This is a genomic window from Serratia sp. BNK-17 (assembly GCF_048684935.1).
GTDB lineage: Bacteria > Pseudomonadota > Gammaproteobacteria > Enterobacterales > Enterobacteriaceae > Serratia > Serratia nematodiphila.
In genome coordinates this window covers 1,360,831-1,375,339 of sequence record NZ_JBLQTR010000001.1, presented here as the reverse complement: position 1 = coordinate 1,375,339, position 14,509 = coordinate 1,360,831, and the positions used below count along the sequence as shown (strand labels likewise).

The following is a 14,509-nucleotide window of genomic DNA, read 5'->3' as shown; positions in this document are numbered from 1 at the left end:
CCAATTGAATTGCTAAGGATCGTGCTGAAATGCATTTTCGCGCCATAACCCGTATCGTTGGTCTGCTGGTCATCCTGTTCTCCGGGACGATGTTTATTCCCGGCCTGGTGGCATTGATTTACCGCGATGGGGCGGGGCGCGCGTTCAGCCAAACCTTCTTCGTGGCGCTGACCATCGGTCTGATGCTGTGGTGGCCGAACCGCAAACAGAAACACGAGCTGAAGCCGCGTGAAGGCTTCCTGATTGTCGTGCTGTTCTGGACCGTGCTGGGCAGCGTGGGGGCATTGCCGTTCCTGTTTTCGGAACGGCCCAACTTGTCGCTGACCGACGCCTTCTTTGAATCCTTCTCGGGATTGACGACTACTGGCGCAACGACGCTGGTGGGGCTGGACTCGTTGCCGAAGGCCATCCTGTTCTATCGCCAAATGCTGCAATGGATGGGCGGGATGGGGATCATCGTGTTGGCGGTGGCGATACTGCCGATACTTGGCGTCGGCGGCATGCAGCTGTATCGAGCGGAAATGCCCGGGCCGCTGAAAGATAACAAGATGCGTCCACGCATCGCCGAAACCGCCAAAACCCTGTGGCTAATCTATGTGTTGCTGACCGTCGCCTGTGCGCTGGCGCTCTGGGGGGCCGGGATGTCGGTGTTCGACGCCATCGGCCACAGTTTCTCGACCATCGCCATTGGCGGGTTTTCTACCCACGACGCCAGTATCGGTTATTACGCCAGTCCGACTATCAACACCATCATCGCCGTGTTCCTGCTGATTTCCGGCTGTAACTACGGCCTGCACTTCGCTTTGCTAAGCGGCCGTAGTCTGAAGGTGTACGGGCGCGATCCTGAATTCCGCATGTTCATCTTCGTTCAGTTGACGCTGGTGGTGGTATGCACGTTGGTGCTCTGGGGACATGGCGTCTATAAGAGCGGTATGGAAACGCTCAATCAGGCGTTCTTCCAGGTGGTATCGATGGCGACCACGGCCGGTTTTACGACCGACAGCATCGCCAAGTGGCCGCTGTTCCTGCCGATGTTGTTGCTGTGCTCGGCGTTCATCGGCGGCTGCGCTGGCTCGACCGGAGGCGGCCTGAAGGTGATCCGTATTCTGCTTCTGTACCTGCAGGGCTCGCGAGAGTTGAAAAGGCTGGTGCACCCCAACGCGGTCTATACCATCAAATTGGGCAATCGCGCACTGCCGGAACGTATTCTGGAAGCGGTGTGGGGATTCTTCTCCGCCTATGCGCTGGTGTTTATCGTCAGCATGCTGGCGATCATTGCCACCGGCGTTGACGATTTTTCCGCGTTCGCCGCAGTGACGGCAACACTCAATAACCTTGGCCCCGGCCTGGGCGTGGTGGCAGATAACTTCACCACGATGCCGGCGGCGGCCAAGTGGATCCTGGTGGTGACGATGCTGTTCGGGCGCCTGGAAGTGTTTACATTGCTGGTGCTGTTCACGCCAACTTTTTGGCGTGAGTGAGCCTGATATAAGGAGTACGCCATGAAGGCATTGATACTTTATTTGAGCCGTGACGGGCAAACACGTGCTATCGCTTCTTATATAGCAAGCAAGTTGCAGGACACGCTGCGTTGTGAGGTGATTGATCTGCTGCAGGCGGAACAGGTCGACCTTAGTCAGTACCAGCAGGTGATGATCGGTGCTTCTATCCGTTACGGGCACTTTAATCCGGTACTGGATAAATTCGTTAAGCGCCATGCCGAACAGCTGAATAGGATGCCGAGCGCCTTCTTCGCCGTGAACCTGACCGCTCGTAAACCGGAAAAGCGCTCGCCGCAAACCAACGCTTATACCCGCAAGTTCCTGCTGGCCTCGCCGTGGCAGCCAAAACAGTGTGCGGTGTTTGCCGGCGCATTGCGGTATCCGCGCTATCGCTGGTTCGACCGCATCATGATTCAATTTATTATGCGTATGACGGGCGGTGAAACGGATACCAGTAAGGAAGTGGAGTACACAGATTGGCAGCAGGTCGATCGTTTCGCCCAGGAATTTAGCCAGATCCAGTACGAAAAGTGACAAAAACGCGGGTTTGGCCAGCGTTTTGCCGAAAAAATCCGCGCTTGAAAAGTTTTTTGCAATTAGGGGTTGCGGCCTGCCGAGAACTCCCTATAATGCGCCTCCACTGACCGGGAACAACGACTGACAAGCCGCCGGGTCAGCGAGAAGAAAGCGAAATAAACGCTTGACTCTCCGGGCGAAAAGCGTAGTATACGCAGCCCGCGCCGATGAGTTTCTCGGCACTGCTCTTTAACAATTTATCAGACAATCTGTGTGGGCACTCCACAAGACGATATCCAGCATCTTCGGATGCAAAAAAATATCAAGTCTTGAAGAGTGACTAACTGAAGTAAAATTCATGCAGTAAATCTTTGAGCATCGCTTCTCGAGTGGAAGCAAATCAAGCTTTTAATTGAAGAGTTTGATCATGGCTCAGATTGAACGCTGGCGGCAGGCTTAACACATGCAAGTCGAGCGGTAGCACAGGGGAGCTTGCTCCCCGGGTGACGAGCGGCGGACGGGTGAGTAATGTCTGGGAAACTGCCTGATGGAGGGGGATAACTACTGGAAACGGTAGCTAATACCGCATAATGTCGCAAGACCAAAGAGGGGGACCTTCGGGCCTCTTGCCATCAGATGTGCCCAGATGGGATTAGCTAGTAGGTGGGGTAATGGCTCACCTAGGCGACGATCCCTAGCTGGTCTGAGAGGATGACCAGCCACACTGGAACTGAGACACGGTCCAGACTCCTACGGGAGGCAGCAGTGGGGAATATTGCACAATGGGCGCAAGCCTGATGCAGCCATGCCGCGTGTGTGAAGAAGGCCTTCGGGTTGTAAAGCACTTTCAGCGAGGAGGAAGGTGGTGAACTTAATACGTTCATCAATTGACGTTACTCGCAGAAGAAGCACCGGCTAACTCCGTGCCAGCAGCCGCGGTAATACGGAGGGTGCAAGCGTTAATCGGAATTACTGGGCGTAAAGCGCACGCAGGCGGTTTGTTAAGTCAGATGTGAAATCCCCGGGCTCAACCTGGGAACTGCATTTGAAACTGGCAAGCTAGAGTCTCGTAGAGGGGGGTAGAATTCCAGGTGTAGCGGTGAAATGCGTAGAGATCTGGAGGAATACCGGTGGCGAAGGCGGCCCCCTGGACGAAGACTGACGCTCAGGTGCGAAAGCGTGGGGAGCAAACAGGATTAGATACCCTGGTAGTCCACGCTGTAAACGATGTCGATTTGGAGGTTGTGCCCTTGAGGCGTGGCTTCCGGAGCTAACGCGTTAAATCGACCGCCTGGGGAGTACGGCCGCAAGGTTAAAACTCAAATGAATTGACGGGGGCCCGCACAAGCGGTGGAGCATGTGGTTTAATTCGATGCAACGCGAAGAACCTTACCTACTCTTGACATCCAGAGAACTTTCCAGAGATGGATTGGTGCCTTCGGGAACTCTGAGACAGGTGCTGCATGGCTGTCGTCAGCTCGTGTTGTGAAATGTTGGGTTAAGTCCCGCAACGAGCGCAACCCTTATCCTTTGTTGCCAGCGGTTCGGCCGGGAACTCAAAGGAGACTGCCAGTGATAAACTGGAGGAAGGTGGGGATGACGTCAAGTCATCATGGCCCTTACGAGTAGGGCTACACACGTGCTACAATGGCGTATACAAAGAGAAGCGACCTCGCGAGAGCAAGCGGACCTCATAAAGTACGTCGTAGTCCGGATTGGAGTCTGCAACTCGACTCCATGAAGTCGGAATCGCTAGTAATCGTAGATCAGAATGCTACGGTGAATACGTTCCCGGGCCTTGTACACACCGCCCGTCACACCATGGGAGTGGGTTGCAAAAGAAGTAGGTAGCTTAACCTTCGGGAGGGCGCTTACCACTTTGTGATTCATGACTGGGGTGAAGTCGTAACAAGGTAACCGTAGGGGAACCTGCGGTTGGATCACCTCCTTACCTAAAGATATTGCTTCGAGTGGCGTGCTCACACAGATTGTCTGATAGAAAGTAACGAGCAAAAGCGTCATAAAAGTACGGTGTCGTGTCCCCTTCGTCTAGAGGCCTAGGACACCGCCCTTTCACGGCGGTAACAGGGGTTCGAATCCCCTAGGGGACGCCAAGCTTCCGACCCACCCGGTGAAAGCGGCGGTCTTCAGTATCTGACGATACACCATATCTTAAAGATGACTTCCGAGTCATGTTTAAGATATTGCTCTTTAACAATCTGGAACAAGCTGAAAATTGAAACATGACGGCTGAAATTTATCCCTCCGTAGAAGTACTGGGATAAAGAGTAACCTGTCATAGAGTCTCTCAAATGTTTGCAGCGCGAACGATGGAAACATCTTCGGGTTGTGAGGTTAAGTGACTAAGCGTACACGGTGGATGCCTAGGCAGTCAGAGGCGATGAAGGGCGTGCTAATCTGCGAAAAGCGTCGGTAAGGTGATATGAACCGTTATAACCGGCGATACCCGAATGGGGAAACCCAGTGTGTTTCGACACACTATCATGTCATGAATACATAGTGGCATGAGGCGAACCGGGGGAACTGAAACATCTAAGTACCCCGAGGAAAAGAAATCAACCGAGATTCCCCCAGTAGCGGCGAGCGAACGGGGAGGAGCCCAGAACCTGAATCGGCTTGTGTGTTAGTGGAAGCGTCTGGAAAGTCGCGCAGTAAAGGGTGATAGCCCCGTACACTAAAATGCACAGGTCGTGAGTTCGATGAGTAGGGCGGGACACGTGACATCCTGTCTGAATATGGGGGGACCATCCTCCAAGGCTAAATACTCCTGACTGACCGATAGTGAACCAGTACCGTGAGGGAAAGGCGAAAAGAACCCCGGCGAGGGGAGTGAAATAGAACCTGAAACCGTGTACGTACAAGCAGTGGGAGCACCTTCGTGGTGTGACTGCGTACCTTTTGTATAATGGGTCAGCGACTTATATTTTGTAGCAAGGTTAACCGTATAGGGGAGCCGTAGGGAAACCGAGTCTTAACTGGGCGATTAGTTGCAAGGTATAGACCCGAAACCCGGTGATCTAGCCATGGGCAGGTTGAAGGTTGGGTAACACTAACTGGAGGACCGAACCGACTAATGTTGAAAAATTAGCGGATGACTTGTGGCTGGGGGTGAAAGGCCAATCAAACCGGGAGATAGCTGGTTCTCCCCGAAAGCTATTTAGGTAGCGCCTCGTGAACTCATCTTCGGGGGTAGAGCACTGTTTCGGCTAGGGGGCCATCCCGGCTTACCAAACCGATGCAAACTCCGAATACCGAAGAATGTTATCACGGGAGACACACGGCGGGTGCTAACGTCCGTCGTGAAGAGGGAAACAACCCAGACCGCCAGCTAAGGTCCCAAAGTCATGGTTAAGTGGGAAACGATGTGGGAAGGCATAGACAGCCAGGATGTTGGCTTAGAAGCAGCCATCATTTAAAGAAAGCGTAATAGCTCACTGGTCGAGTCGGCCTGCGCGGAAGATGTAACGGGGCTAAACCATGCACCGAAGCTGCGGCAGCGACGCTTAGCGTTGTTGGGTAGGGGAGCGTTCTGTAAGCCGTTGAAGGTGGCCTGTGAGGGTTGCTGGAGGTATCAGAAGTGCGAATGCTGACATAAGTAACGATAAAGCGGGTGAAAAGCCCGCTCGCCGGAAGACCAAGGGTTCCTGTCCAACGTTAATCGGGGCAGGGTGAGTCGACCCCTAAGGCGAGGCTGAAAAGCGTAGTCGATGGGAAACAGGTTAATATTCCTGTACTTGGTGTTACTGCGAAGGGGGGACGGAGAAGGCTAGGCTGGCCGGGCGACGGTTGTCCCGGTTTAAGCGTGTAGGGGGTGTGACCTGGTAAATCCGGTTGCATATCAACCCTGAGGCGTGATGACGATGCACTACGGTGCAGAAGTAGTTGATGCCCTGCTTCCAGGAAAATCCTCTAAGCTCCAGGTAACATTAAATCGTACCCCAAACCGACACAGGTGGTCAGGTAGAGAATACCAAGGCGCTTGAGAGAACTCGGGTGAAGGAACTAGGCAAAATGGTGCCGTAACTTCGGGAGAAGGCACGCTGGCATGTAGGTGAAGTCCCTTGCGGATGGAGCTGAAGCCAGTCGAAGATACCAGCTGGCTGCAACTGTTTAATAAAAACACAGCACTGTGCAAACACGAAAGTGGACGTATACGGTGTGACGCCTGCCCGGTGCTGGAAGGTTAATTGATGGGGTCAGCCGCAAGGCGAAGCTCTTGATCGAAGCCCCAGTAAACGGCGGCCGTAACTATAACGGTCCTAAGGTAGCGAAATTCCTTGTCGGGTAAGTTCCGACCTGCACGAATGGCGTAATGATGGCCAGGCTGTCTCCACCCGAGACTCAGTGAAATTGAACTCGCTGTGAAGATGCAGTGTACCCGCGGCAAGACGGAAAGACCCCGTGAACCTTTACTATAGCTTGACACTGAACATTGAGCCTTGATGTGTAGGATAGGTGGGAGGCTTTGAAGCGTGGACGCCAGTCTGCGTGGAGCCATCCTTGAAATACCACCCTTTAATGTTTGATGTTCTAACTCGGCCCCGTAATCCGGGGTGAGGACAGTGTCTGGTGGGTAGTTTGACTGGGGCGGTCTCCTCCCAAAGAGTAACGGAGGAGCACGAAGGTTAGCTAATCACGGTCGGACATCGTGAGGTTAGTGCAAAGGCATAAGCTAGCTTGACTGCGAGAGTGACGGCTCGAGCAGGTACGAAAGTAGGTCTTAGTGATCCGGTGGTTCTGAATGGAAGGGCCATCGCTCAACGGATAAAAGGTACTCCGGGGATAACAGGCTGATACCGCCCAAGAGTTCATATCGACGGCGGTGTTTGGCACCTCGATGTCGGCTCATCACATCCTGGGGCTGAAGTAGGTCCCAAGGGTATGGCTGTTCGCCATTTAAAGTGGTACGCGAGCTGGGTTTAGAACGTCGTGAGACAGTTCGGTCCCTATCTGCCGTGGGCGTTGGAAGATTGAGAGGGGTTGCTCCTAGTACGAGAGGACCGGAGTGAACGCACCACTGGTGTTCGGGTTGTCATGCCAATGGCATTGCCCGGTAGCTAAGTGCGGAAAAGATAAGCGCTGAAAGCATCTAAGCGCGAAACTTGCCTCAAGATGAGTCTTCCCTGGGCCTTCAAGGCCCCTGAAGGAACGTTTAAGACTAAGACGTTGATAGGCTGGGTGTGTAAGTGCAGCGATGCATTGAGCTAACCAGTACTAATGATCCGTGAGGCTTAACCTTACAACACCGAAGGTGTTTTTAGAGAGATTTTCAGCGAAGTTCCGAGATTGGTTCTGATGGCGACACGAGAGTGAAGCGGTTGGAATGAAACGAATTTGCCTGGCGGCAATAGCGCGGTGGTCCCACCTGACCCCATGCCGAACTCAGAAGTGAAACGCCGTAGCGCCGATGGTAGTGTGGGGTCTCCCCATGCGAGAGTAGGACACTGCCAGGCATCAAATAAAGCCGAAAGCCCTGAACTGACGTTCAGGGCTTTTTGCTGTGCGTAAAATAAATATCCTGACAGTATCTATTACTTTGAAAAATGCCTTTTTGGGCATATGTAGCTTATCCTTATAAGGAAGCATAATGTTTCTTTGCTAGGGAAATAGCCAGCTAAATATATAATTGATAGTTCCAGATTATTATTTAAATAATAAAAATATCTATCTATGAACAGACTGATGAGAATTATCCGGTTATATCAAAGATAAATCTTAATTCTTCAGTGTATTAGTCGATAAATTTCACGTTAATTAAAACAAATATTAGCCAGACGCCTCGAATCGAGTAGACTAGGCGGAAGATTATTTCCGTATAGGTACTGAACGTTATGTCTACTGAAAGCGCGTCTTTAAAAAACCACAATACGTTTGCGCTCCCGGTCAACGCAGCGCACCTGATCATGGCCGATAGAATTGAGCTGATGCTCAAGGTGTGGCAACAAACGCGCAAGCGTCAGGAGCCGTTGCTGATTCTCGGTGAAGGTAGCAACGTGCTGTTCCTGGAGGATTTTTCTGGCACAGTAATGGTCAATCAGTTGAAGGGTATTGATGTTCGGGAAGATAACGATGCCTGGTATCTCCACGTCAGCTCCGGTGAAAATTGGCATGACCTGGTGCAATATACGCTACAGGCCGGGATCTGCGGTCTGGAAAACCTGGCGTTGATTCCTGGATTGGCCGGTTCCGCCCCTATCCAGAACATCGGCGCCTACGGCGTCGAATTGAAAGACGTCTGCGAGTATGTCGATCTGCTGGACTTCTCTACCGGCGCTATCGATCGTATTCCGGCTGCCGAGTGTGGTTTTGGCTACCGGGAAAGTATTTTCAAACACCGTTTCCAGACCGGACATGTCATTGTCGGGCTGGGTCTGCGTCTCAACAAACAGTGGCAACCCAAATTGAGCTACGGCGATCTGGCCAAGCTGGATCCTGCCACGGTGACGCCGCTTCAGGTATTTGAATCCGTATGCGCCATGCGCCGCAGCAAGCTGCCCGATCCGCGTGAAACCGGCAATGCCGGCAGCTTCTTCAAGAATCCGCTGGTGAACGCAGAGAAAGCCGCAGAACTCATCGCTCAATATCCCGCTATGCCGCATTATCCACAGCAGGATGGCCAGGTGAAGCTGGCCGCCGGATGGCTTATCGATCAATGCGAACTGAAAGGATATCGTATCGGTGGCGCTGCGGTACACCGCCAACAAGCGCTGGTGCTGGTGAACATAGCCAACGCCCACAGTCAGGATGTGGTGGCGTTGGCGCGCCACGTACGCAAGACGGTGGCTGATAAATTCGGCGTGTGGCTGGAACCTGAGGTGCGTTTTATTGGCGCGACCGGTGAACTGAATGCCGTGGCGGTGCTGTCATGAAAGATACCAAGGTTCCGTTAAAACTGATCGCGCTGCTGGCTGACGGCGAATTCCATTCCGGTGAACACCTCGGTGAGTCACTGGGCATGAGTCGCGCGGCGATCAATAAGCATATTCAGACCATTCGCGAATGGGGACTGGATGTCTTTACCGTGCCCGGAAAAGGCTATAGCCTGCCTGGCGCCATCCAGCTGTTGGAAGCCAAGCGAATCCTCAGCCTGCTGGAAGACAAGCGTGTAAGCGTGTTGCCGGTGGTCGATTCCACCAACCAATACTTGCTGGACCGCATCGACGAATTGCACTCTGGTGATGCCTGCGTCGCTGAATACCAACAGGCTGGACGAGGGCGTCGCGGGCGGCAGTGGATCTCGCCATTCGGCGCTAATTTATATCTGTCGATGTTCTGGCGACTGGAGCAGGGGCCGGCAGCGGCTATGGGGCTTAGCCTGGTGATCGGGATGGTGATGGCGGAGGTCTTGCAGCGTCTCGGTGCGGCTGATGTGCGCGTGAAGTGGCCTAACGATCTTTATCTGAACGATCGTAAATTGGCGGGGATCCTGGTCGAACTGACGGGAAAAACCGGCGATGCGGCTCAACTGGTCATCGGCGCCGGCATCAACCTGGCGATGCGTGATACCAATGCCAGCGCCATTACTCAGGGATGGATTAACCTACAGGAAGCGGGAATTCAGATCGATCGCAATGAACTGGCTGCAACCTTGCTTAATGAACTGCGTCAGTCATTGAAACAGTTTGAGATAGACGGACTCGCGCCCTTTATCGGTCGCTGGCGTACCCTGGATAACTTTATCGACAGGCCGGTCAAGCTGCTGATTGGCGAGCGGCAGATTGTGGGTATCGCCCGAGGAATCGATTCACAGGGCGCACTGCTGCTGGAACAGGACGGGGAGATCAAGCCCTTCATCGGTGGCGAGATATCGCTGCGCAGCGCGGAATAGTGAGAAAAGACAAGGGGACAGTAACGTCCCCTGAATCGATCGGTAGGCTTACTTTCTTAAACGCACGCTTTCAACGGCGTGGTTAGCGCTTTTGGTCATTATCAGGCTGGCGCGTTCACGGGTGGGCAGTATATTCTGCTGCAAATTCAATCCGTTAATTTCATTCCATAATTGCGTGGCGATATTAATCGCCTCCGGTTCCGGCAATTTTGAATAATTATGGAAATAAGAATCGGGATTGGAAAATGCGCCCTGACGGAATTTCAGAAAACGATTGATATACCAGCTTTGCAATAGCGTCTCCGGCGCATCGACATATATAGAGAAGTCGACAAAGTCGGAAACGAATACGCGATGCGGATCGTGAGGATAATCCATACCGCTTTGCAACACGTTAAGCCCTTCCAGGATCAGAATATCCGGTTGCTCGATGACTTTATTACCTTCGGGCACAACGTCATAGATCAAATGGGAATAAACCGGGGCGGTGACGCGTTTGGCGCCGGATTTCACTTCCGACACGAATTTCACCAGGCTATGCATATCGTAAGACTGCGGGAAGCCTTTTTTCTTCATCAGGCCGCGTTCGTTCAGCACCTTATTAGGGTGCAAGAAGCCGTCGGTCGTGATCAACTCAACGCTGCGGTGTTCTGGCCAACGGCTCAACAACGCCTGCAACAGACGTGCGGTTGTGCTCTTACCTACGGCTACGCTGCCGGCGATGCCGATGACATAGGGAATCTTTTGCCCGTCGGTGCCGAGGAATTGCTCGAGCACCGCCTGCCTACGCAGGTTGGAACTGATATAGAAGTTCAACAGCCGTGACAGCGGCAGATAAATCTGCGCAACTTCTTCCAACGAGAGATCTTCGTTAATCCCTTTCAGTTTAACGATCTCTTCTTCCGACAACGTCAGCGGCACCGAATCTCGCAACGCAGCCCATTGGGTACGATCGAACTGTAGGTAAGGCGTTGCTAAAGATTGATCTCTTTTTATCATAAGCCAAATTCTGCCTGTTAACGCAGGTTGGGAAAGGCGCCGGACGCCAACTCCAGAGAATAAACAAGCTGCATATTATAGACAGCTTCGTTTTTGGCGTAGACTTTTTTCGCAAAAGTTGTCGATAGGCAGCAGTTTATGTCAATTGTGCGAAGCGGCGCGCAGTTGATAAAGCGGGGTTGCAAGGCGGTATCATCAGAGCCGGATACCGCCTGAAGACTAACTGGCGATGGCGCGCGAAGGCTGATTTACGGTGAACAGACGTTTGTAATAAATGACGGTCGGATGGTAATGCCCATCGGGACCCGCTGCATAATCCGGCAGCTCACCCAAACAGCGATAACCCAGGCTGCGATAAAGCGCTTCTGCCGCCGAACCTGCCTGCGTATCCAGATACAATAGCCCGCGTTGTTGCTGCAGTGCCGCGTACTCCAGCGTCTTCATCAGAGCCTGACCTACACCGTTGCGGCGAGCACGGCTATGCACCAACAGCTTCACCACCTCCGCACGATTACGGCCGTTCGGCTTCTGGCAAAGCTCGAGTTGCACGGTGCCAACGACGCCGCGATCGTCACGGGCAATCCACAGCAGCAGCTCACCTTTGGCCAGGGCCGGTCGCAGACTGTGGAAGTAGCTCTCGGCGTCTTCGTGAGGAATTAAGGTGTCGTAACCGACAGAAGCGCCGTGCGTGACGGCATCGGTCAACAGGCGGGCCAATTCATCGCGGTAAATCGGCAATGTAGCGGCGTTGATAGGCACTATTTTCATCGGTCATTCCTCCTGGGATGGGGGTAATGAAGAGAAGCAATAACTGAGCCACAGCGGCGAAAGGCATAGCAACGGCAAAAGGGCGAGGGATCAGTGTAGCCCACGCTGCAGTCCGGGGCAGGTATCCCCTTTTTGGTGCATCGATCCCGCTCACAGTTTACCATCGCGGGTTAAGTGTTTTGAGAAGCCCGACACGGAGAAAGCGGCGCTCAAGGCTTGCAAAAAGTGGATAAAATTGTAGAGAATGATTGCCGCGAGTGATGAATGTTTGCACGCCGCAGGCTGCAAATTGCATGACAGTATGCAAAATTGACTGATTTATGAGCGAAAGTGCGCGTAAAGCAATTTTTTTGTTGCATAGGTCGCCCGCTCTACCTAGAATGCGCTGCACTTGATGCCGGCTTAGCTCAGTAGGTAGAGCAACTGACTTGTAATCAGTAGGTCACCAGTTCGATTCCGGTAGCCGGCACCATTCAAGTCACAAGTAGTTAAAATCTGGTGGGGTTCCCGAGCGGCCAAAGGGAGCAGACTGTAAATCTGCCGTCACAGACTTCGAAGGTTCGAATCCTTCCCCCACCACCAAATCTTGCCTTCGGCGATTAACTGAGATGCGATAAATACCGCAACGGTTGATGGCGGGAGGAGAGGGCGAAAGCCTTCGGCAAGGTTCGAGCTGTGCAGCGCAAGGCGCAGCCGGCCCGAAGGATGCGAGCCGAGTGATGAACAATCCTGCTCCATCCCAAAATTCTACAGAAAAATCAGGTAGCCGAGTTCCAGGATGCGGGCATCGTATAATGGCTATTACCTCAGCCTTCCAAGCTGATGATGTGGGTTCGATTCCCACTGCCCGCTCCAAGATGTGCTGATATAGCTCAGTTGGTAGAGCGCACCCTTGGTAAGGGTGAGGTCGGCAGTTCGAATCTGCCTATCAGCACCACTTCTTAATTTCTCGCCCCCTGATTTTCTTTCTGTTCTGGATTCAACGAGCAAATGCTTGGTTGATGTGGTGATACCACCGATTTATCCGTGTCTTAGAGGGACAATCGATGTCTAAAGAAAAGTTTGAACGTACAAAACCGCACGTTAACGTCGGTACTATCGGCCACGTTGACCACGGTAAAACTACCCTGACTGCAGCGATCACTACCGTACTGGCTAAAACCTACGGCGGTTCTGCACGTGCTTTCGACCAGATCGATAACGCGCCAGAAGAAAAAGCTCGTGGTATCACCATCAACACCTCCCACGTTGAGTATGACACCCCGACTCGTCACTACGCGCACGTTGACTGCCCAGGGCACGCCGACTACGTGAAAAACATGATCACCGGTGCTGCTCAGATGGACGGCGCGATCCTGGTAGTAGCTGCGACTGACGGCCCAATGCCTCAGACTCGTGAGCACATCCTGCTGGGCCGTCAGGTTGGCGTTCCTTTCATCATCGTATTCATGAACAAATGCGACATGGTTGATGATGAAGAGCTGCTGGAACTGGTAGAAATGGAAGTTCGCGAACTGCTGTCCGCTTACGACTTCCCAGGCGACGACCTGCCAGTAATCCGCGGTTCCGCGCTGAAAGCGCTGGAAGGCGAAGCTGAGTGGGAAGCGAAAATCATCGAACTGGCCGAAGCCCTGGACAGCTACATCCCAGAGCCAGAGCGTGCTATCGACAAGCCGTTCCTGCTGCCAATCGAAGACGTATTCTCCATCTCCGGTCGTGGTACCGTTGTTACCGGTCGTGTTGAGCGCGGTATCATCAAAGTTGGCGAAGAAGTTGAAATCGTTGGTATCAAAGACACCGTTAAGTCTACCTGTACTGGCGTTGAAATGTTCCGCAAACTGCTGGACGAAGGCCGTGCTGGTGAGAACGTAGGTGTTCTGCTGCGTGGTATCAAACGTGAAGAAATCGAACGTGGTCAGGTACTGGCTAAGCCAGGCTCTATCAAGCCACACACCCAGTTCGAATCTGAAGTGTACATCCTGAGCAAAGATGAAGGTGGTCGTCACACGCCATTCTTCAAAGGCTACCGTCCACAGTTCTACTTCCGTACTACTGACGTGACCGGTACCATCGAACTGCCAGAAGGCGTAGAGATGGTAATGCCAGGCGACAACGTGAACATGGTTGTAACCCTGATTCACCCAATCGCGATGGACGACGGTCTGCGTTTCGCAATCCGTGAAGGCGGCCGTACTGTAGGCGCTGGTGTTGTTGCTAAAGTTATCGCTTAATCGCTGATAAAGTTTGACGCGACACGCGGTAAAAGGGCATCATTTGATGCCCTTTTTCTACGCTGTGAACTAGAACCTATCTCATCAGCGATTTTGCAGTCATAATCATTGGTGAGATGGGCTCTTAAACCGTATTGACTGAAATACGTCATGGCGTAAAACACCGGGATATCGCTAATGCGCTATCCGATCGGTTTGGTTTGCCTCGCAATGCGAGGCAAAGTTGTTTGTTATGAATCATCATTGTGACAGGTTGGTTTATGAGTGCGAATACCGAGGCTCAAGGGAGCGGACGCGGCCTGGAAGCGGCAAAGTGGCTGATCGTCGCCGTTCTGTTGGTTGTGGCTATTGTCGGTAACTATTACTACCGTGATTTAAGCCTGCCATTGCGCGCGCTGGCAGTTGTGCTGATCATCGCCGTTGCAGGTGCAGTGGCTCTGATGACCACCAAAGGCAAAGCCACCGTTGCGTTTGCCCGTGAAGCGCGTACCGAAGTACGTAAAGTGATTTGGCCAACTCGTCAGGAAACGCTACACACCACGTTGATCGTTGCCGCGGTAACCGCCGTGATGTCACTGATTCTGTGGGGACTGGATGGTATTCTGGTCCGTCTGGTGTCGTTTATTACTGGCCTGAGGTTCTAA

The 14,509-nt window shown here is 52.9% G+C and carries 8 protein-coding genes, 5 tRNA genes, 3 rRNA genes and 1 other RNA gene; 15 read left to right on the top strand and 2 right to left on the bottom strand.

The genetic code is table 11. The features are described 5' to 3' along the window. The first annotated feature begins 29 nt into the window (after window positions 1-29). From trkH to birA, 8 genes are all read left to right on the top strand, one after another. Complete coding sequence (trkH, locus tag ACMGF7_RS06615) at window positions 30-1,481, top strand: Trk system potassium transporter TrkH (protein ID WP_004934492.1); 1,452 nt, start codon at window positions 30-32, stop codon at window positions 1,479-1,481. A 21-nt stretch (window positions 1,482-1,502) separates the two neighbouring features. After that, on the top strand, window positions 1,503-2,036 hold the full coding sequence (hemG, locus tag ACMGF7_RS06610; RefSeq protein WP_031300082.1) for a menaquinone-dependent protoporphyrinogen IX dehydrogenase: 534 nt from the start codon (window positions 1,503-1,505) through the stop codon (window positions 2,034-2,036). Between the two features lie 391 nt (window positions 2,037-2,427). Continuing rightward, window positions 2,428-3,969: ribosomal RNA gene (locus tag ACMGF7_RS06605) — 16S ribosomal RNA — on the top strand. An 87-nt stretch (window positions 3,970-4,056) separates the two neighbouring features. Beyond that, window positions 4,057-4,132: transfer RNA gene (locus ACMGF7_RS06600), tRNA-Glu, on the top strand. Between the two features lie 239 nt (window positions 4,133-4,371). Continuing rightward, a 23S ribosomal RNA gene (locus ACMGF7_RS06595) occupies window positions 4,372-7,278 on the top strand. A 98-nt stretch (window positions 7,279-7,376) separates the two neighbouring features. Further along, window positions 7,377-7,492 (top strand): 5S ribosomal RNA (gene rrf, locus ACMGF7_RS06590). The 16S, 23S and 5S rRNA genes sit together here with 1 tRNA gene alongside, the layout of an rRNA operon. A gap of 378 nt (window positions 7,493-7,870) precedes the next feature. Next, a complete protein-coding gene (gene murB, locus ACMGF7_RS06585) occupies window positions 7,871-8,908 on the top strand; it encodes a UDP-N-acetylmuramate dehydrogenase (protein WP_021505410.1) in 1,038 nt (345 codons plus the stop codon). Next, entirely contained in the window at window positions 8,905-9,867 is a 963-nt protein-coding gene (gene birA / locus ACMGF7_RS06580) for a bifunctional biotin--[acetyl-CoA-carboxylase] ligase/biotin operon repressor BirA (RefSeq protein WP_004929427.1), read from the top strand. Before murB ends, birA begins: the two co-directional genes overlap by 4 nt. A 48-nt stretch (window positions 9,868-9,915) precedes the next feature. Here the strand turns inward: birA and coaA are convergent, their stop codons facing one another. Together coaA and ACMGF7_RS06570 are read right to left on the bottom strand one after the other, a co-directional pair. Continuing rightward, complete coding sequence (gene coaA, locus ACMGF7_RS06575) at window positions 9,916-10,866, bottom strand: type I pantothenate kinase (protein WP_025304936.1); 951 nt, start codon at window positions 10,864-10,866, stop codon at window positions 9,916-9,918. A 219-nt stretch (window positions 10,867-11,085) separates the two neighbouring features. After that, window positions 11,086-11,634 carry a GNAT family N-acetyltransferase gene (locus ACMGF7_RS06570; protein ID WP_004929422.1) on the bottom strand — a complete coding sequence of 183 codons (549 nt, stop codon included), beginning with the start codon at window positions 11,632-11,634 and terminating at the stop codon, window positions 11,086-11,088. Between the two features lie 396 nt (window positions 11,635-12,030). On the opposite strand from ACMGF7_RS06570, the gene ACMGF7_RS06565 reads away from it, so the two are divergent. The 7 genes from ACMGF7_RS06565 (at window position 12,031) to secE (ending at window position 14,509) form a co-directional block, all read left to right on the top strand. Then, a tRNA-Thr gene (locus ACMGF7_RS06565) sits at window positions 12,031-12,106 on the top strand. A 25-nt stretch (window positions 12,107-12,131) separates the two neighbouring features. Beyond that, window positions 12,132-12,216 (top strand) — tRNA-Tyr (locus ACMGF7_RS06560). A gap of 46 nt (window positions 12,217-12,262) precedes the next feature. Beyond that, window positions 12,263-12,378, top strand: a non-coding RNA gene (locus tag ACMGF7_RS06555) — RtT sRNA. Between the two features lie 36 nt (window positions 12,379-12,414). Continuing rightward, a tRNA-Gly gene (locus ACMGF7_RS06550) sits at window positions 12,415-12,489 on the top strand. 6 nt (window positions 12,490-12,495) lie between these two features. Further along, a tRNA-Thr gene (locus tag ACMGF7_RS06545) sits at window positions 12,496-12,571 on the top strand. Window positions 12,572-12,680: 109 nt separating this feature from the next. Further along, window positions 12,681-13,865 carry an elongation factor Tu gene (tuf, locus tag ACMGF7_RS06540; protein WP_015376315.1) on the top strand — a complete coding sequence of 395 codons (1,185 nt, stop codon included), beginning with the start codon at window positions 12,681-12,683 and terminating at the stop codon, window positions 13,863-13,865. Window positions 13,866-14,125: 260 nt separating this feature from the next. After that, the gene (gene secE, locus ACMGF7_RS06535; protein ID WP_004929916.1) at window positions 14,126-14,509 is read left to right on the top strand and encodes a preprotein translocase subunit SecE; all 384 of its coding nucleotides are present in this window, start codon (window positions 14,126-14,128) and stop codon (window positions 14,507-14,509) included.